19 protein-coding genes are annotated in these 20281 nt (G+C 24.1%); all 19 read left to right on the top strand.

From position 1 onward, the window contains the following. The first annotated feature begins 11 nt into the window (after positions 1-11). Positions 12-428 carry a CRISPR-associated protein Csx20 gene (csx20, locus tag J5A73_RS06580; RefSeq protein WP_249069187.1) on the top strand — a complete coding sequence of 139 codons (417 nt, stop codon included), beginning with the start codon at positions 12-14 and terminating at the stop codon, positions 426-428. Between the two features lie 45 nt (positions 429-473). Continuing rightward, complete coding sequence (locus J5A73_RS06575; protein WP_211614169.1) at positions 474-2609, top strand: TM1812 family CRISPR-associated protein; 2136 nt, start codon at positions 474-476, stop codon at positions 2607-2609. A gap of 66 nt (positions 2610-2675) precedes the next feature. Continuing rightward, a complete protein-coding gene (locus tag J5A73_RS06570; protein ID WP_211614167.1) occupies positions 2676-4808 on the top strand; it encodes a hypothetical protein in 2133 nt (710 codons plus the stop codon). Between the two features lie 178 nt (positions 4809-4986). Further along, complete coding sequence (locus J5A73_RS06565; protein ID WP_211614165.1) at positions 4987-5448, top strand: 4Fe-4S single cluster domain-containing protein; 462 nt, start codon at positions 4987-4989, stop codon at positions 5446-5448. Next, complete coding sequence (gene nrdD, locus J5A73_RS06560; RefSeq protein ID WP_211614163.1) at positions 5438-7036, top strand: anaerobic ribonucleoside-triphosphate reductase; 1599 nt, start codon at positions 5438-5440, stop codon at positions 7034-7036. Before J5A73_RS06565 ends, nrdD begins: the two co-directional genes overlap by 11 nt. A gap of 152 nt (positions 7037-7188) precedes the next feature. After that, the gene (locus tag J5A73_RS06555) at positions 7189-8301 is read left to right on the top strand and encodes a GTPase family protein (RefSeq protein ID WP_211614161.1); all 1113 of its coding nucleotides are present in this window, start codon (positions 7189-7191) and stop codon (positions 8299-8301) included. A 138-nt stretch (positions 8302-8439) separates the two neighbouring features. Further along, entirely contained in the window at positions 8440-8886 is a 447-nt protein-coding gene (locus J5A73_RS06550; protein ID WP_211614159.1) for a hypothetical protein, read from the top strand. Positions 8887-9043: 157 nt separating this feature from the next. Further along, the gene (locus J5A73_RS06545) at positions 9044-9658 is read left to right on the top strand and encodes an EcsC family protein (RefSeq protein ID WP_211614157.1); all 615 of its coding nucleotides are present in this window, start codon (positions 9044-9046) and stop codon (positions 9656-9658) included. 139 nt (positions 9659-9797) lie between these two features. After that, positions 9798-10769, top strand: coding sequence for a CRISPR-associated endonuclease Cas1 (gene cas1 / locus J5A73_RS06540; protein ID WP_211614155.1), 972 nt, complete (start codon positions 9798-9800; stop codon positions 10767-10769). Between the two features lie 59 nt (positions 10770-10828). After that, the gene (cas2, locus tag J5A73_RS06535; protein ID WP_211614152.1) at positions 10829-11119 is read left to right on the top strand and encodes a CRISPR-associated endonuclease Cas2; all 291 of its coding nucleotides are present in this window, start codon (positions 10829-10831) and stop codon (positions 11117-11119) included. A 16-nt stretch (positions 11120-11135) separates the two neighbouring features. Beyond that, a complete protein-coding gene (locus tag J5A73_RS06530) occupies positions 11136-11783 on the top strand; it encodes a Dna2/Cas4 domain-containing protein (protein WP_211614143.1) in 648 nt (215 codons plus the stop codon). Positions 11784-12554: 771 nt separating this feature from the next. Further along, positions 12555-15002 carry a type III-A CRISPR-associated protein Cas10/Csm1 gene (cas10, locus tag J5A73_RS06525; RefSeq protein WP_211614142.1) on the top strand — a complete coding sequence of 816 codons (2448 nt, stop codon included), beginning with the start codon at positions 12555-12557 and terminating at the stop codon, positions 15000-15002. After that, positions 14989-15201 carry a hypothetical protein gene (locus J5A73_RS06520; RefSeq protein ID WP_211614140.1) on the top strand — a complete coding sequence of 71 codons (213 nt, stop codon included), beginning with the start codon at positions 14989-14991 and terminating at the stop codon, positions 15199-15201. The genes cas10 and J5A73_RS06520 overlap by 14 nt, the downstream gene beginning before the upstream one ends. Positions 15202-15213: 12 nt before the next feature. Next, entirely contained in the window at positions 15214-15753 is a 540-nt protein-coding gene (gene csm2 / locus J5A73_RS06515) for a type III-A CRISPR-associated protein Csm2 (RefSeq protein ID WP_178937742.1), read from the top strand. Positions 15754-15769: 16 nt separating this feature from the next. Further along, positions 15770-16489 carry a type III-A CRISPR-associated RAMP protein Csm3 gene (gene csm3 / locus J5A73_RS06510; RefSeq protein ID WP_211614138.1) on the top strand — a complete coding sequence of 240 codons (720 nt, stop codon included), beginning with the start codon at positions 15770-15772 and terminating at the stop codon, positions 16487-16489. A 3-nt stretch (positions 16490-16492) separates the two neighbouring features. Next, entirely contained in the window at positions 16493-17557 is a 1065-nt protein-coding gene (locus J5A73_RS06505; RefSeq protein WP_211614136.1) for a hypothetical protein, read from the top strand. Then, positions 17557-18717: a type III-A CRISPR-associated RAMP protein Csm5 gene (csm5, locus tag J5A73_RS06500; RefSeq protein ID WP_211614134.1), complete on the top strand. Its 1161-nt coding sequence runs from the start codon at positions 17557-17559 to the stop codon at positions 18715-18717. The genes J5A73_RS06505 and csm5 overlap by 1 nt, the downstream gene beginning before the upstream one ends. Beyond that, the gene (locus tag J5A73_RS06495; protein WP_211614132.1) at positions 18717-19457 is read left to right on the top strand and encodes a hypothetical protein; all 741 of its coding nucleotides are present in this window, start codon (positions 18717-18719) and stop codon (positions 19455-19457) included. The genes csm5 and J5A73_RS06495 overlap by 1 nt, the downstream gene beginning before the upstream one ends. A gap of 63 nt (positions 19458-19520) precedes the next feature. Continuing rightward, positions 19521-20171 carry a CRISPR-associated endonuclease Cas6 gene (locus J5A73_RS06490; RefSeq protein ID WP_211614130.1) on the top strand — a complete coding sequence of 217 codons (651 nt, stop codon included), beginning with the start codon at positions 19521-19523 and terminating at the stop codon, positions 20169-20171. The last annotated feature ends 110 nt before the right edge of the window (positions 20172-20281 follow it).

Genomic DNA, 20281 nt, shown 5'->3' with positions numbered 1-20281 from the left:
GAAATTTTAGTTTGAAATGTAGAAAAATTGAGGGAGATGATATTATGGAGAGAAAAGCACTTTTACTATTTTCACATCAGTTGACGGAAAATCAAGAAAAAGAATTGGTAGAAAATTTTAAGGTAAAAAAAATAGTAAGTTTGTCTAGTGAGTTACAAGAAATGTGGTCAAATGTGTCAATTAAGGAAAATTATAAAGAGAATCTGGAAAAAATAAAAAAATATATTGAAGAAAATTTTAATGAAAATGATGTGATGTTGGTTCAAGGAAATTGGGGATATACATATAATATTGTTAAATGGTCGATAGAAAAGAAATTGGTTCCTGTGTATAGTTATACTGAAAGAAATGTTGAAGAAATAAAAGATGGGGAAAATGTGAAGAAGATTAGTTATTTTAAACATGTGAAGTTTATTGAGTATGAGTAGTAATAAAAAATAAATTTTCGATAAATTTATAGAAAGAAGGAAAAAATGGAAAATAATATTTTAATAATGTCTTTATCAAATAATCTTGAAAAAAATATAGAAAAAGCAAAAAAAAGTAAAAAAGAATACAGATGGGAAAGTAAAAAATATGATTTGGAAAAATATGAGTATTTGACAAAAGTATATTTAGAAGAATTAAAACCTAATAAAATAATAGTTTTTGGAACAGATCAAAGTAGTTGGAATTATTTGTATAATTTATTAAACAAATATTTTTATTCTGAAAAAGAAGATGTTATTTTTTTAGATGAACAAAAAAATGATGTTGAATATATAAGAAAAGTTTTTAAAGAAAGATTTTCAGATAAATGTAAAATATTTTTTATAGAAAGTAAAAATAAATTTGATAATGAAAATATTGTTTCAGATTTAGTTTTTCAAATAGAAGAAATAAAAAAAATTTTAGATGAACAAAGCAGAAATCAGGTTTATGTTGATATAACAGGAGGACTTAGAATAATATTTTTGTCATTGATTTCAATTATTAATATTTTAAAAATATATTATAGCAAATTAAAATTAAAAGTATTATATTCTCAAAATGATATAAATTTAGATTATTTTCAAATAATTGATATAACAAATGTGCTAGAAAAATTGGATTTTGTAGATGCTGCTAGTTCTTTTACAAAATATGGAAGTGTAAATAAATTAAGAGAAATCATTCAAAATAATAATTTATTGAATAAATTAGAAGAATTGTATATAAAATTACAATTTAATTTTAAAAATATTAATGATACTTACAAAGATTTAGCAAAAATAAATGTAAATAATGAGAATGAAAAAATTTTAAAAGAAAGAATTAAAGAATTAAAAACATTGAAAAATGAAAAATATCATAATAAAGTGAAAAATTATGGAATAGAAATAGTCAATAAATATGAAAGTGATAATAAAAAATATAAGAGTTTAAAGGATCAAAGAAATAAGATTGTTCATCCTTTAAATAAATTTGGGAAATATATAGAAAATAATAATGCTTGTAAAAATTTATCAAAAAGAAAAATATTAATTTGGAACTTAGGAACAGGCGAATTTGGAAGAGGATATGAAAAAATATTATATAAATATATAAATAGTGAAGGACAAGAAGAAATTATTGAAACACAGTATACATTTGAACCTTATATAGAAAATTATGATGAAATTTATATTTTTGGTATTGAAACAGGTAGATGGGATCTTTTAACAGAATATTTTAAAAATAAGGATATAATGTTACCAAATGAGAAAATAAAATATGCTCATGTTGATAATTTTGGAAATATAAATGAATTAAATCAGAAGATAGGAAATGAAATAAAGATAAAAAAACAAGAAATAATAGAAATAGATATGGATGTTACTCATTCATTTAGAAATATTCCGTTTAATTTGTTGACTTCGTTGAGATTGTTTGAATTGTTAAATGATAATATTGTACTTCGTTCGATTTATTATGGAGAAAGAATATTAAACTCTGAGTGTGGAAGTATTTATAAAATACCAATTTTAGAAATAATTAATTTGTATAAATCAATAGTAGAATTTAAAGATTATACGAAGTATACAAATTTTTTAGAAAATACTAAAATGATAGATGAAAAATTATTAAAAATTATGAGAAAAATTTCAGAAGCATATACATATAATGAATATAGAAAGATTATAGAAATATCTAAAGAATTTGAAAAAGTAAATAATAAAGAATTAGATTTAATAAATAAAAAAATATATGAAATTATAGAAGTAAAATTAATAAAAAATGAAACATATGAAGAATTAATGAAATTTGTAAAAAATCAGAAAAATTCTAAAAATTATGCATTGGCGTCATTTTTCTTAATAGATATTTACAAATATAAAATTTTTAAAATTGATTCAAAAGAAAAAAGCGAAACTTTTTATAAAAAAATAGAAAAGTTGAAAAATAAATATGTAGATAATAAATTAAAAAAATTAATTGATTGTTTAAATAAATTAAAAAATATAAGAAATTATGCAGGACATATTAATATTAGAGAGGAAGTAAATCTAATTAATTTTTCAGATTCATTAGAAAAAGCAATTGAAATTATGAATAAATTAACTTTAAAAGATATTAAAAAATATGAGAAAGAATACGAAGCGATAGAATAAATAAAATAAAAAATTATTTAGTATTTTATATAGTTTAGAATGATGATACATAGGAGGAATTAAAAAGTGGAAAAAAATAAAATCTCAAGAATAGAATTAGCACGAGAAATAAGAAAATTATTTGTAAAAAATAGAAATATTCAGGAGTATTCAAAAATAGATGATAATTTTTTAGTAGATTATTATTTTAATAGATATGATGAAAGAAATAATAAATCAGGAATGAAAATTGATGAAAATAATTTTAATTTGAAAATTTTTGAGGAAGATTTTAAGAATCATTTATCAAATGAAAAGAAACTACTTGAAGAAGAAGGAGTAGATACAAGCGAAATAACAAAAATAGTGTCAGCTTTTAGTCATAGTTACAGTGAAAACTCTATTCTTGAAGAATTACCGTTTGAAAAAGATCTAAGAATATTTCCAAATATAAAAACACTTTATTTATTGTATACCGATCAAACTGAAAGTAAATTTTTAGAATATAAAGAATCAAGTAAATATAGAGATAAAATAGAAATAGAAGGTATTTTAATTGAGAACAGTATAGAAATGTTATATAAAGAAATAGTGAAGTTAATACAAGATGGAAAAATTTCAAAAAATAATACAGTTTTAGATACAACACTTGGTTTTAAGGAAATAGGAATTGTATTTTATAGAATCTCAGTTGAAAAACAAATTAAATCAATTAACTGGCGTGAAACAATGTTACCTAATTATAAGCCTGTTGATGATAATAAAAATGAATTTATTAAAGGAAAAGGTCAAGGACCTAGAATGAGTCTGGTTACAAAATTAAACTTGATGAAAGAGCCATTAGAAGAATCGAATAGAATATATAGAAAAATAAATGAAAATATTTTGAAAGTAAATTGTAAAGCTGTTTCAGATTTATATGAAGTAGTAGGAATTGATGACTTAAGATTTTTCTATGAAGAAATTGGAAAACTATTTAATTTTTTTAAAATGTTAGAGTATAACGAAGATATTGAAAATTTTTATAGCGATTTAAATGAAGCATTGAAAAAAATATTTAAATATAAATTTTTATCAGAAAATATTTCAAGATTGCGAGAATATGTAAAGTATCTGGCGAGAGTAATTTATAGAGTTGAAAGCGATTATATAGATATCAAGTGGTTAAAATTTAGTAACAATATTTTTGGGATAACAGAAAATGAGATAAAAAAAGAAAAAGATGAAAAAATAGAAATAGGAGCAGTAGGGAAAAAATTAGATGATGATGAAATAAAAAAAATAAGAGAAAGTGACAAAAGTTTAAAAAATATAGATTTTAATTCAAACAAAAATGATGAAGATGAAAATGATCAAGGATTAGAGAAAAATATTGATATGGTTGACTATTTTTTGTATCTTTTATTAAAACAAGCTATTTTTGAAAAAATTTCGAATTATCATTTAAAAAGTATTTTAGAAGAGTATTATGAAGAAGAAATGATTCAAGAGATTATTGGAGTAAGAGATTCGGTTGATATAAGTGAAGATGAAAAAATTAAACTTATAAAAAATATCTTATTTGAAGAATTTACGGAAGAATATGAATTAGAAGAGCTTGAAATACCTGATTTAGCAGATAAAAATGTAGGATTGCTTAAATATAAAGGCGGAATACTAGATATACCTTTTGAAGATGAAGGGAAATTGGAAATATTAAAAATTAATTTTAAAGAAGAATATTTTATAAGAAAAAGAGATAAAAGACAAGAATTTGATATTTCAAAAGTGGAAAATAGGATTAAACTAAATAAAAAAATAGAAATAAAAATGAAATTAGAAGAAATACTTGATAAAAATAATAAAGATGAGATAAACTTTCCTTTTAAAATTTCAGAAAAATCGGATATAGTTGAAATTCAAAATGGTAAAATAGTTACGAAAAGTGATAGAAAGACTAAAGTAAAAAATATCTTTTTTAATAATTCTGATAGTATAATTAATGTTCCGATAGTAGAGTTATTTAAGAATATTGAAAAAAATAAATTTGAGATTTCTAAAAAAGATTTAGAATATAAATTTGGAATAAAAGATCAGAAAGTTACTAAAGTAAAAGATATTATTTTTGGAATAAACCAAATAATTAGGAGAAAAATTGAAGAAAAATATCCTAAAAAAGACGATATTGAAGATTTTATTATTTATGAAAATGGATTAAAGATAAATTTAAAATACAGATAGATTAACAGAAAGAACCATCTTGAAATTAGAATTTAAGATGGTTCTTTGCCAATCATATAACTAAAAAATTATAATAAGTAAATACTAAAGAGAAAAATGAGTTATTTTAGAGAAAAATAGGGGAAAAAATATTTGTTAAAATTATTGATGTAATAGAGATAGTAAGCGGAGGTATAAAATGAAAGTAAAAATTGCATCAATTAAGAAAAACAGATATGAAGATGGGCCTGGAATTAGAACAACAATATTTTTTCAAGGTTGTAATGTAAAATGTAGAGGTTGTCACAATGAAAGAATACAAGATATACGATATGGAAAAGAGTATGAAGTGAGAGATTTATGTGAAGAAATATTATCGTATAACTTGCCAGTAAAAAAAATTACTATTTCAGGTGGAGAGCCTATGATACAAAAAGAAGCCTTAGAAGAATTTATTAATGAAATGTACAAGAAAAATTTTGAAATCGCACTTTATACTTCATATGATTTAGAGAAAGTTCCAAAAAACATTTTAGAAAAATTAAAGTATTTAAAAGTTGGAAAATACATAGATACATTGAGAATACAAGAAAAGTTTTATGGATCAAGTAATCAAAAATTTTATTCATTGGAAAAAGGAGAGATTGTAAATGAGAGTTAATCAAGCAAATGCAAATACAAATGCAGCATATAGAATTTTGAAAAATGAAGAATTTAAGAATCAATTGCATGAAGAAAGATGGATTCACATTCATGATAAAGAATATACAGGAGTTTCATATAATTGTATCGGAATTGAATTAAAAGAAAAGTTAATCGAATTGAAAGAAGTTTTAGAAAAAATGGAAATTGATGATGCATTAGACTATATTTTTCAAGTAATTGTAAATTTAACAAATGATCAATCAGGTGGAATAGGGTTTATTAATATTGACAGTGATTTGGCGGAATTTGTACAAGAAGTTTCAGAAGAAAAATTAATAACAAAAATTAGAAGATTATACCAAAAGTTGAATTTACCATTGAGAAATGGGTATGAAAAGGCGTATGTCTCATTTAATTTAGGATTAGATACTAGTGAAAATGGGAGAAAAGTAACTAGATGTTTTTTAAAGGCTTTTGAATATGGTGAAATATTAAATGGATTGCCTTTTGTTTTTCCAAATATAATTTTCAAAGTAAAAAAAGGTATTAATTTTGATTTAGGTGATAAGAATTATGATTTATTTTCATTAGCGACAAGAGTTACAGGAAAAAGAATGAATCCAACATATTTTAATTGTGATAGCATTTTAGTAAAAGATATTGATGAGAAAAAAGTTGGAATAATGGGATGCAGAACATTAGTTGCAAAAAATGTAAATGGAGAAAAAGGAGCATTAAAAAGAGGTAACATTGCATCAATTTCAATAAATTTACCAAAAATAGCAAAAGAAAGTACAAATTTAAATAATTTTTATAAAAAATTGAATAAAATCTGTGAAGAATCAAAAGATATCTTAATTCAAAAATATGAAGCTTTATGTAAATTAGAAATTAATAACTTTAAATATATTTTAGAAAATAATTTTTATGAAAATTCTGAAGAGTCAATAAATAATGATGATATGGAAAAAAGTTTTAGAAATGGTACACTTTCAATTGGATTTATTGGATTGGCTGAATGTGTAAGTTACTTAGTAAAAGAAGAAATTTCTTTAGATATGATAGAAAGTAATTTAGGATTGTCGAGAGAAATATTAAGATTTATGAGAAAAATGACAGATAAATGGACCAAAAAGTATAGTTTAAATTTTTCAGTTTTGGCAACTCCTGGTGAAGGAATTAGTGGGAGATTTTGTGAAGATGAAGAAACTAAGGAATTTTATACGAATTCGTTTCATATACCAGTTTATCTTGAATTAGACGCATTTAAGAAATTAGAATTAGAATCAAATTTTGTTGAATATTGTAATGGAGGTTCAATTTCTTATATCGAATTTTCAACGCCTGTGTTAAATAATAGTGAAGCGATTATGGATGTTGTTAAATTTGGAATTTCCAAAAGTATAAATTATTTAGGAATAAATTTCCCGTTAGATTATTGTGAAAGTTGTAAAACTACTGGAATATTTGAAGAAAAATGTAGTTGTTGTGGAAGTATTGAAATAAAAAAATTAAGAAGAGTTTCTGGCTATTTATCATATAAAGAAACATTAAAAGGTGGAAAAAAAGCAGAGGAAGAAGTTAGAAAATCTCATTTGAAATAGTGTGGATAAAATACAACTAATAAAAGAAATTGTTTCAAATTATTGGAGCAGTTTCTTTTTTTTAGAAATAAGTTAATTACTTAAAAAAATAAGTTAAAGAAATAGATTATAATTACAATATAAAAAGAAAAAGTAGAAAGAAGGTATTGATTATGAAACGTGATTTATTGAAAGAATTTGAAAGTATTATTATGAAACAAAAGTTAAATGAAAATGTGAAACAAAAATTGTTAGGTAATTTATTGAGATTGAAAAAACAGAAAGTTAATTTGATGGTTACAGGTGCAACAGGTTGTGGGAAAAGTAGTACGATAAATGCGTTGTTTGGTGTAGAAGTGGCTAAAGTTGGAACAAGTGTGGATCCTGAAACAATGGATATTGAAAGATATGAGTTAGACAATTTAGTAGTATGGGATACTCCAGGATTAGGTGATGGAAAAGAAGCGGATAACAGACACAGTAAAAGAATGATTGATAAACTTTATGAAAAAGATGAAAATGGGAATTTGTTGATAGATTTAGTTTTGGTGATTTTAGATGGTGGTAGTAGAGATTTAGGAACATCGTATGAGTTAATAAATAATGTGATTATACCGAATTTAGGAAAAAATAAAGAAAATAGAATATTAGTGGCAATTAATCAAGCGGATGTAGCGATGAAGGGGAAATATTGGAACGAAGAAGAAAATGGGCCTGAGGATGAGCTAGAAGAATTTTTAGATAGAAAAGTAGAATCTGTAAAGAAGAGAATTAAAGAAGCGACAGGAATAGAAGTAGAACCAATATATTATAGTGCAGGATACAAAGAAGAAGGATATTTACAACAAAAACCGTACAACTTATCAAAATTATTATATTACATATTACAAAATACACCAGAAGAAAAAAGAGTAGTTTATGTGCAAAATTTGAATCAAGAAGAAGTAATGTGGAAAGATAATGATGATTTGAAAGATTATAGAAAAGGTATTTTAGAAAGTATTTTAGGAGCAGCAGTTGGAGTGTTAGCAGAAGGTGTGGCAAATGTGGTAAATGGAGTTGCAAATGTAGTTGAAGGTGCATCAGATGGGATTTCAGAAGGTAGTGATACAGGATCAGATGTTGGTGGAGCGATAGGTAGTATGTTTGGAGAAGTTGGAGAAACAATAGGTTCAGCAGTGGGTTCAGTAGTTGGAGGAGTTGTTGGTGGAGTAGTAGGAGCAGTTAGTTCGGCAGTAAGTAGTGTGTGTGATACGATTGGAAGTTTATTTGGTGGTTGGTTTTAAATGAATTAAGGGTTTGGGTGGGTGGGATAGAAAAAATAAGTCAAAATAAGGGAAAAATAAGTTAGATAATAGTAGTAAAATATCAATATAGAAGAGAAATTAAGAAAATTTAAAAAATTAATTTTAGGAGTGATTGTAATGTTAAATAAAAATTTAGTTTTGAGAAAAAGATACTACTCTTGTGGAGATACTGAAATAAAAACAGATTCAAAAATTCATCTTGGTAAATCTAAAATAAAATTGATGGAAAAAAATTTCTTTAGAGTATTGGATTATGTTGAAAGTGTATTTGAAACTAATATTGCAATGATTGATTTGGAAACTAGTGAGGAATCGTTATTCGGTGAACAAATGTTAGTATTCAGAAATAATGAAAATGGTGATTTTATAGTTTTTTATTTTAGATCAATAGGAATATTTACTAAATGTAACAAAGGAAAAATTTTAAAAAATGGGTATGAATTTCCGATTACAAATGATGATGTTTACAATGATATGGATGAAGGATTTCTTGATGAACTTTCTAATTTATTTATAGAAACGAAGAGATTATTTGAAAGAAACGAAATGTTAGAAACTGCATAAAAAAGAAAATTTAATAAAATGAAAAGTTGTTCTGCTTGAATCCCTTCAAACTGAGGGGATTTGAGTGGAAAAATAAAAAAGTATGTTATTTTAGAAAAAGATGAGTTAAAAAAAAGTGATATCATAATCTTATAAAAAATATTAGGAGGTATTAGCTATGCTAGAAAGAGAAATGATGAATTTGTTGGATGTGTGTTATGATAAGGCTTTACAAGGTGTATTATCAGGAGAAAAATCAATTGAAGAATTAGCAGAAGATTATTTATACAAAAGTAGTAGTAAAAAGAAAGCAATTGACGATTTAATAGGATATCAAACATTATTGTGCGGAACAAATGGGTTTATAACAGGATTAGGTGGATTATTAGTATTACCAGTAGCAATACCAACAAATATATTGAGTACAATTTATATACAGTTAAGAATGATAGCAGCAATAGCATATATAAATGGTTATGATATTTACAGTGATCAAGTAAGAACAATAGCTTATGCATGTTTAACAGGGAGTTCAGCAACAAAAGTATTAAAAAATGTAGGAATAAAAATTGGTGAAAAAGTAGTAATTAATGTGATAAAAAAAATTCCAGTAGAAGTATTAGTAAAGATAAATCAACAAGTTGGATTCAGATTAGTAACAAAGTTTGGACAAAAAGGTTTAGTGAATTTTGGAAAAATGATGCCATTAGTAGGCGGAGTAGTAGGTGGAGTATTTGACACAGGAATGACATTAACGATAGGGAATATAGCAAAAAAAGTATTTTCGGAATAGTAAAGTAATTGTAAAAATTAATGCCAAATGTAACTTGGACTCTTGAAAAAAGTTTTTTAAGGGGTAAGAATCAAGAGTTTGAGTCAAATTTGGAACTGGATTTAAAATCAAAAATTTATTTACGAAAGGATAAAAAACTATGGAACTATATATAACAGATTTAGGGACAGTGGTAAAAAAGAGAGATGATTTGTTTGAAATAACTACGAGTGAGAAGAAAGTAGCAGTGGCTCCACAAAAGATAAAATCATTAGTGCTATCTAAAGGGATATTTTTGACAACAGATGTAATAAAATTGGCAGTGGATAATAATATTGATATAGTGATTGTTGATGATTTTGGAAATCCTTATGGAAGATTTTGGCAAAGTAAATTTGGTTCAACAGCTAATATTAGAAGAAAACAGTTGGAAATATTTGGGACTCAAAAAGGAATTGAATTGGCAAAACAGATATTGATACAAAAAATTAAAAATTGTGCAGAACATTTGGAAGATTTGAAGATAAAAAGAGAAGCGAAAAAAGCATTTTTGGATAAACAAATAAAAGAAATGAAAAGATATATTTATCAAATAAAATTAGTAGAAGGAAATGTTAGTGAAAAAAGAGGAACTTTGATGGGGTACGAAGGAAATGCAGCAAAAATATACTACCAAACATTGTCAGAATTAATACCAGAAGAATTTAAATTTGAAAAAAGAAGTATGCATCCAGCAGAAGATGAATTTAATGCAATGTTAAACTATGCTTTTGGAATACTATACAGTAAAGTTGAAAAAGCTTGTATAATTGCGGGACTTGATCCTTATGTTGGAATAATTCATACAGATAATTATGGGAAAAAATCGCTTGTTTTTGATTTAATAGAAAGTTACAGACATTTAGCTAGTAGAACGGTATTTTCACTTTTTACACAAAAAAGAGTTCAAAAATATTTTTTCAAAAGAGAAGGAAATAGTGTTATGTTGGTAGGCGATGGAAAAAAAGTTTTGGTTGAGAGTTTTTATAACAGATTGGAAAAAAAGGTGCGTTACAATAACAGAAATATTTCGAGTTTAGATAAGTTACAGTTTGAATGTCACGAATTAGCAAATTTTTTGATATCAAAGTAAAATTAAAATTTTGGGGACTTGAGGACTATTTTTGAATTATTTATAGAAGGTGATTGAAAATGATGACTTGGTTAATATACGATATAACAGATGATAGAAATAGAAGAGAAATTATTAGAATAGCACAAAAGCATGGATTATACAGAGTTCAGAAATCGGTATTTCTAGGAAATATAGAAAAAGATGAAGTTGATGAAATTATAGTGGAAACAAAAAAAGCAATTGATTTACGAGAAGATTCAGTATATATTTTCCCAGTTTGTGAATCAGATTACAAAAAGGCAACATTGTTGGGATTATCTTTTGAACAAGATATCGTTAAAGATGAAAAGCCAGTACTATTTTTTTAAAAGAGGTGAATAAAAAATGGAAGTTATTAAATCTCAAAAAATATCAATATTTGAAGTTTTGGACTATATTTTTTGTCCTAGAATAATATATTATGAAAATGTGTTAAAAATGTTTGGAGAAAAAAAGGAAGATTCTAACAAGGAAGAAGAAGAAAGGGTGAAAGGAAAAAATCGTATAAATAGGAAATGGATATGGGATAGATTGAAATTAAAAAAACAAAATATAGAACAAATGATAAATTCAAATCAAGAAAATATACTATACTGGTATAATAGAGAATTTAACAAAGAATTATCTTCAGAAAAATATCATTTTTATGGGAAATTAGACGACATACTTCTTTTAGAAGACGAAACAATAGTTCCAGTTTATTACTACAATGCTAAATATGCAGCAAGAGAAGAAAATAGATACAAATATATAGTAGCCATGTTTTTAATATTAATTGAAGAAAAGTATAAAATTAAATCTCAAAAAGGGTATATTTTGTTTTTAGATGGTTTATCATTAAAGAAAATAGAATGTACAAATAAAGATTTGGAAAAAGTAAAAGAAAGTGCTGCTGAAGTATTAAAAATAATTGAAACTGAGCGATATCCAATAGAAGCAGAAGGCGGTACAAAATGCCGAGATTGTTATTACAAAAAAATTTGTGGAAGATAATATTAAAAAATAAAAACAGAGAAAATCATTTTTTAGTAAAATTATCATAAATAGATTTTCTCTTTTTTTTGTAAAAAAATCAAAAAAAATTTTGAAAAAATAAAAAAGTATGGTAAAATAAGTTCGTGGTGAAAATTCCTACCACTATCAAAAATAAAAAAAGAGAAAGAAAATCTACTCAAAGTCAATAAAAATGAGAGTTAGGAGTTACGGAAAATGCTAAAAAAACAGCAAAAAACGATAAAAATTAATCAAAAAAACATGATTTTAATGTCTGAGAAATCTCTGTAGCACCTATAAATAAAGGATTTTCTTGAAAGTACGGTTAAAGAAGTGAATCCATTAAAACAAGGATTGAAACAAAATACAGTACTACATAAAAAAATAATTTGTTTGAAAGTTAAAGAAGTGAATCCATTAAAACAAGGATTGAAATAGAGTCAGAATATAAATTAAAATAACAACTTTTATAAGGTTGTTATTTTTTTTTAGAAAAAATAGGTGAATTATTAATAAAAATAGGTTAGAACAATGGTATATAATAAGATTATAAAAGAAAAAGGAGTGAGAGAAATGGTTAAATAATGAATTAGAGAAATTGTCGAGCATATTTATAAAAAATTATGATAATTTTTATTACTTTAATTAGATTTTTGTTAAAAAAATTTAGTGAAAAATTGTTATTTCTTAAGAAATGTGGTATAAATATAGTAATAAAAATAAAATTAGATGGATATATATAACAATGTTAAATATAAAAAAGGAGGAGTGATGTTTAAGTTAGAAAATATGGAACAAGTTGTTTCCTTGGCTGGACTGTTACATGATTTTGGAAAGTTTACAAATAGATCATCAAGTTATGTAAAAAATATAAAAAATAAAGAATATAGAACATTTAAGCATCCTGTGTTGTCAAAAGAATTTATATGTTTTTTAGAAGAAAATAGAATAATAGAAAGTTCTGAATTGTTAGAAAATTTGAAGGAACTTGTTTTAAAACATCATGAAAGCAAAGAATTTAATGAAGTTAAGCTTTCAGTTAAGGATATTGAAGATAAAAAATTACAAAGAATTGGAAATATAGTAGCAAGAGCAGACAATTATTCTGCTTTTGAAAGAAGAGAAGAGTCTATTGAAAAAGATCAAAGAGAGGACACTCATTGGAGAAGAAAACCTTTAAATCCAATATTTGAAACAATTTCTTTAAAAAATGATGAAAACAAAAATGATTCGTCATATTTTGCATATAAATTAAATTCCCTTAGTTATGAATCTATTTTTTGTCAACAACTTGCAACAGGAATAGATGCGAATAATTTTAGAGGAAATAATGAAGAAGAATTGTATAAACATATATGTAATTTTTTTGATGAAATAAAAAATATAAATAGTAGTAACTATGATGTATTTTTTTCACAATTATATTTATTAATGGAAAAATATATGTGGTGTATAGCATCGGACACACAAACAAAAATATCGGATATCTCGTTGTTTGATCATTTAAAAAGCACTTCAGCATTAGCATTAGCTTCTTATAAATATCATAAAGAAAATAACATATTAGAAAATGGGAACCAGCCTAGAAAAGAAATTAAGCAATTTACAGTTTTAGTTGGAGATGTTAGTGGGATTCAGAATTTTATTTATGATGGTATAAAATCAGAAGGTGCTGCTAAAACATTGAGAGGAAAATCTTTTTTTGTAAAAATGATAAGCGATGCCATAGCATTACATTTAATAAAAGAATTTGAGTTAAATTTAACAAATATTATTTTAACTGCTGGTGGAAAGTTTTATATTTTACTTCAAAATACGGACGATTTAACGAAAAAAGTAGAGGAAATAAAAGAAAAATTGAATGATTATTTGTATAAAGAATTTTTTGGGCAGCTTTTTGTAAATATTGTAACTATTGAATCAAATGGTAATGAAATAGCTAGAAATTTTACTAAAATTCTTGAAAAGGGAAATAGAAAATTAAATTGGCAAAAAGATAAAAGATTCTTTAATCAAATAAAAGAAAATCCAATTTTTGATGTAAGATATAGAAGCGATGGAACAACTGCTCTAGATAGATTAAATGAAAAATTTAAGGAAATGGGAGGGAAAATTCCAAAAGCTAAATTTATAGGTATAAGATACAATCATAAAGCAGATAATAAAAAAACTTTTGAAGTGATTGAAAATATGTCTATTCAGTTTTTTAAATCAAAGAAAGATATTGATATTTCAGGAAAAAACGAGAAAATAGATTTAGTAATATCTCTCAATAATATTGAAATAGTTGAAAATTATCCCACAATATTAAGATTTATTAGTAACTATGCTCCTTTAGAAGAAAATAAAAATTCATTGAAAAGTTTTGAAGATATTTCTAATACAGCAACGGGAAATAAAAAAATAGCAGTTTATAAAGCAGATGTAGACAATTTAGGAATGATATTCAGTATAGGGCTTAAGAAAAAAAAGAATCTTTCAGATGAAGAATTGGAGAAATTAGAAGAAACTGATGAAAAAAAAGATTATCGTTCTATCTCAAGAATTTCTACTTTAAGCAGAAATATGGAATACTTTTTTTCGTATTGGATGAATTCGATTTTTGAAAAAGGAAAAGTAGAAATCTATTTAGGCAACAAGATTAAGAAAGAAATAGACTTGAGTGAAATATATGTTCTTTATTCTGGAGGAGATGATTTAGTCATAATAGGTCCTTGGGATAAAATTATCTTTGTATCATATTTTATAAAAAATAATTTTGAAAAGTTTGTGACAGAAAACGAAGAAATAACTCTATCTGGTGGAATAGCTATTTCACACCCAAAATTAAAAATAATAAATGGAATTAATGAAGCTGGAGAACTTGAAGAAAAATCTAAAGAAATTGACAAAGATAAAAATGCTCTTACTTTATTTGATAAATCATTTAAATGGGATGAATTTGAAAAAATATTTGAGTTTGCTGAAAGACTACAAAAAATATATGGAAATAAAGAAGAAGGAGAAATGATTACACAAACATTTTTATATAGGTGTTTAAATTATACAGAAATGGCCGAAAAGTTATATAAATCTTTGTCAGGAATTGATAAAAATAGTAAAGCTGGGAAAAATATAGATTTTAATTTATTAACATATATTTCAAAATTTGAATATGACTATGGTAGAAATATATTGCCAAAATTGAAGGAACTTGAATCTGAAATTGAAAAAAAATAGAAAAAAACTTGAAAAAGTAAGAGATAATGAAGAAAAAAATAAAATAGTAAAAATAATTAAAGATAAGGAAGAAAAAGTTGAAATAATTAAAGAATTAAGAAATAAATTTATGGAAGAAATAGACAATAAGCAAGGTAATTTTTTAACAAAATATATGAGAATAGTTTTAAACTATATAATTTATTTGAATAGAAAGTAGCAGGTGAAGAATATGGGAAATAGTAAAATATCTTTTAGTGATTTTAAGAAAGAAAATAATTCAGAAAGAAGAGGTAGTAATAGTCGAAATCGGAATGGTAAAAATATACAAAATAATAATTGGAATAGTCCAAAATTTAAAGTGACAGAAATAATGAAAGAAATATTAGAAAAAGGTTATCGAGACAAATCAAAAAATGTATTAAGAAAAGAGCTTGTATCGATAGAAGCTAAAAATATAGCAGAAAATATGAAAATAACAAATAGTCAGTTAAGAGCATTTTTTAATGAATTAAAAAAATTAAAGCAAAAATATATAGATGAAAATGAGAAAAATGTAGATAAATTACATATAGAGTTATTGATATTAAAATCAAAATTAGAGTATAAAAAAGGTGGAAAGAAAATAACAAATGAATTTTCTGAATTTATGGAAAAAAATATTGACATTGTCATTAAAGAAAATACAATACAAAGTTATAAAGATTTTTTAGTATTTTTTGAAACAGTATTAGGATATATGTATGGACTTGGTGGGGTAAATAATAGATAGAAAAGGAGAATAAAAAATGTCAGAATATAAATTAATGGGAATATATAAAATAAGTGGACAAATAAAATTAGAAACAGGATTACATATCGGTGGAGATGAAGGTGTTATAGAAATTGGAGGAAATGATAATCCTATTGTAAGAGATATAGCAACAGAAAATCCTTATATACCAGGAAGTAGTTTAAAAGGGAAAATGAGATATTTATTGGAATGGTATACTGGAAAAGTGACTAGCGATGGAAAGGTATATGATGGAAAAAATTTATCAAAAGATAGTGAAGGTGATACACTTTTAAATGTATTTGGTGGAACGGCAGGTGGAAATGGTAGAAAAGGTCCTACAAGAATAACAGTAAAAGATATGTTTTTGAGTGAGGATTCAGAAAAAGAAGTAAAGAGAATGAAAGAGAGAACGGGAACGGATACAGAATTAAAAATAGAGAATAGTATAAATAGACTTGATTCAAGTGCTAATCCAAGAAATTTAGAGAGAGTTCCAAGAAATCTAATTTTTGATATGGAAATTAATTTTAAAGTTTTAAATATAGATAAAAAAGATGAAATAGAAAAAATAATAAAAGATGGATTAAAATTAGTTGAAATAGAAGGGCTTGGAGGAGCAGTTTCAAGAGGAAGTGGACAAATAAAATTTGAAAATTTAAAAATAAAAAATTTATTTGATGAACAACAAAAAGAAGAAAATTTAAATTTAAATGATATAAAATTAGGAGATTAGAACATGAATTATAGTATTTGGAAAATAGACTTAAAACCAAAAAGTTCATTTATAACACCTATTCAGTCGGATACTTTATTTGGATCAATGATCTGGGCCTTGAAAATGATAGAAGGAGAAAAATTTATTGAAAATATTGTAGAAGAAACAAAAAATTATAATCCACCTTTTATTTTTTCGAATCCTATAATTAATGGAAATTATCCTATTTTTGGAGAATTGAGTGAAGAATTTTTAGATGAAATAGATAATACTAAATTAAAAAAATTTGATAGAAAAAGAATAGAGTTTTATAAAGCTATGAAAAAGAAAAAATATATTAGCAGAAGTGTATTTGAAGAACTTTTAAATGGTAAAAAATTAGAACAAATATATTTGGAGGTTTTAGAAGGAAAAAGGGACTTTTCTACATTAGAAAAAAGAAAAAATCCTCGTAATTCAAGAATTAATGAAAATTTTTTGGAAGAAATGTTAAATGGAACAACAGATGAAAATAAGAAAATAAATAGAGAAAATAAATTTTTTAAGATAGAAGGAAGAATACGAAATCAAATAAACAGACTTGGAATTATTAGTGAAGAAGAAAATGATATAAGATTATTTGAACAAAATGAAATTAGATTTTTTGAAGAAACAGAAATAGAAATTTTTGTAAAAATAAGAGATAATTTTAATATGAAAAAATTTGAACAAGGATTGAAATATATATCTTTTAATGGATATGGAAAAAGTGCGAGTACAGGGAAAGGACAATTTGAAATCATTAAAATGGAACCAGAAAAAGTATTTAGTGAAAGAAAAGCTAAGAATAGTTTTGTAGTTCTTTCTAACTATATTCCAAATAAAAAGGATAATATAGAAGTTATAAATTCTAAACTTCTTACTAAAAAACCTAAAGCATATATGACAGAAAATCCTTTTAAAGATTATTTTATTTGCTATACAGAAGGTTCTTATTTTAAAGGAAATTCTGATTCAGTTAAAGGGAGAGTATTGAAAAATCTAAAAAAAGATGATGAAAAAAGTATTCAATGTCTTATTCCTTTTATTGTAGGAGTTGATGACTAATGAATGTAGCAAAAAAATATAATGTGAAATTACTTCCATTGACAGATATTCATATTGGAAGTGGAAAAGACATAGAAGCGTATGAATATACAGTTAAATCTGGGTACATGTATAGAATTGATATGTCCGAAGCTTTTGATAAAATGAATGTTTCTGAAAAAGAGAATTTTTATAAAATACTTAAAAAGAATAACCTTTTTAATATTAGAAGTTGGATATATAATAATTACAAAGAAGAATGGGGATATATTTACAAAGAAAAAATATCTTCTGAATTTGAGAAATATTATAAAAAGAAGATAGATGATAGAAATCAAGCTAATAGTCAGTTAAGTATTTCTGAATTTATTGGATATGATAATAAAAGATATATTCCAGGAAGTTCAATAAAAGGAGCGTTAAGAACAGCTTTCATATACAGTGATTTTTTAGAAAATGAGAAAAAATATCAAATAAAAAGTAGCTATGAAATAAAAAATGGGAAAAGAGTGTATAATCGAAAAGAGATTGATAAAGAAGCTAAAATAATGGAATCAGAGGTTTTATTAGCTGAAAAAGAAGACAGATATGGAAATAAAATAGATAAAAAAGGAGAAAAACTAGGATTAGAACCAAAAAAAGATCCTTTTAAAATAGTGAAAGTCTCTGATACAGAAGAAATAGATTCGGAAAAATTTGAAGTAGTTAGGCTTAAAATAAAAGAAGGAAATTTAACTTGCGAAGTTTTAAATGGAACATACAATGAAATAAAAAAAACTAAAAAAGTGAATTTTGAAAAAGGAATAAACTTTAATATTGTTTTAACAGAGTATTCTTTAAAAGATAATCCGATGATGGATTACAAAAAAAATTTAGGAATAAAACAAATATTGGATTCTTTAAATAATAAAATGAAAAATATGTTAGACTTTGAGATTGAAAAAGAAAGAAAAAAAGATGAATACAATATAAAAGGATTTTATGAATTCTTAAAAAAGATATTTTATAGTTTTAAAAATAAAAATATAACTTTAATAAGAATAGGAGGATATACAGGATTTAACGATAAAACAATAAATTTAGTTACAACTGAACCTATTGAAAATTCAAGAACGGTATTTGATGCAAATCATTATCCTATAGGATGGGCTTTAATAAAAGTAGAAGAGGTAGATATTTGATGAATAGTTTTTTGGTTGTATTATCCCCTGTTAAAAATACTATTGTTACAAAAGATGATTACAGCATAAAAATACATGAAGCTTTTAATAAAATATTTCCTGAAATGGGTATAAATGATTTTAGAGTATCATCTTTTTTTGGATATTTTTTTGAAAATATTTTTATAGTTGATAAAGAAAAAAACTATAAAATAATGATAACAATAAAAAAAATAGAATATTTTTCTTCAATCATTCAAAAATTATTTAGAAAAGCTTTAAATAAAGAAATTATTTTTATTGATGAAAATGAGTTTAAAATAAAGGGCATAATTTCAAATGATAAAATTTGGACTGGATACTATAATTTAAAAGAAATATTGAAAAAGGATTTTGATGAACTGACAAGTAACTTGAAAATAAAAATTGTGACACCTGTAATTGAAGAAAAAAGTAATAAATTTATATTTGGATTTGATAAAATCTTTTGTGAAATTTTAAAAAACTTTTCTGAATACTGCAATGAGGATTTTAATTGGATAAATGATAGAAAAAATTTTCTTGTTAAAAAAGAGAAATATTATATAAAAGAAATAAAAAGAAATAAAAAAATTGAAAATTCTTATTTAGGAGAGATTGAAATTAAAATAATAGAAGAACAATATAAAAATTTAATTTATGCAATATTTATGTTTGCTAAATTTTATGGAATAGGGAAATTTTCTAATTACGGATTTGGACAAATAATTATAAAACCTTGAGTTTTATAATTATTAAATAAAATTTTTTAAATAAATATGAATAAAATTTAAGGAGTTCTACTAGTGAAATACTCAATATTAAAATTCAAAAGAAACGAAAAACACTCAATGAGAGACCTAGAAAAATTAAGAGGTTTTTTGGCAGATAAATATAAAGAAAATGTATTATTTCATAATCATTTATCAGATGGATATAATTATTCATATCCTAAGTTACAGTATAAATTGATTATGAATACGCTTTCTGTGATGGGAATTGGTGAAGAGGTTATTGAAATAAATAAAAAACTTTTTGAGGAAGTTGATTATTTAAATATTGATGGAAATTTTATTTTTGATATTCAGAAAGAGCTGGAAATATGTGATGAAGAGATAAAATATACAGGCGATAAAATGTATGAGTATAGATTTGTGACGCCTTATTTGCCATTAAATGAAAAAAATTATGCAAAATACTTGAAAAGAGAATATACATTGGAACAAGCCATTACGAATAATATATTAGAAGTTTTAAAAGGATTAGGAATTTGGCTTGATAAAGAAGATAAAATTTATGTATCTCAAAATTTAGAAATAAGGTCAAGAGATTTAAAAAATGTAAATATGATAGCGTTTATTGGGAGTTTTTCTGTGAATATTAAATTTCCAGATTATTTTTCGATTGGAAAAAGAAAAAGTATTGGATTTGGAACTTTTATAAAAAATAATTTTTAATTTTTATTTTTTGGAGGAGAAATATCAAGAGTTTAATTTCGTAATATTTGGGTGTATAAAAATTTTTGTGAAAACCTCTAAATAATATATGGTAAAATAACTATATAATA

Origin of the sequence: Leptotrichia sp. oral taxon 218, from assembly GCF_018128225.1 — a bacterium.
Taxonomy (GTDB): domain Bacteria; phylum Fusobacteriota; class Fusobacteriia; order Fusobacteriales; family Leptotrichiaceae; genus Leptotrichia.
This window is presented reverse-complemented; position numbering and strand designations above follow the sequence as displayed.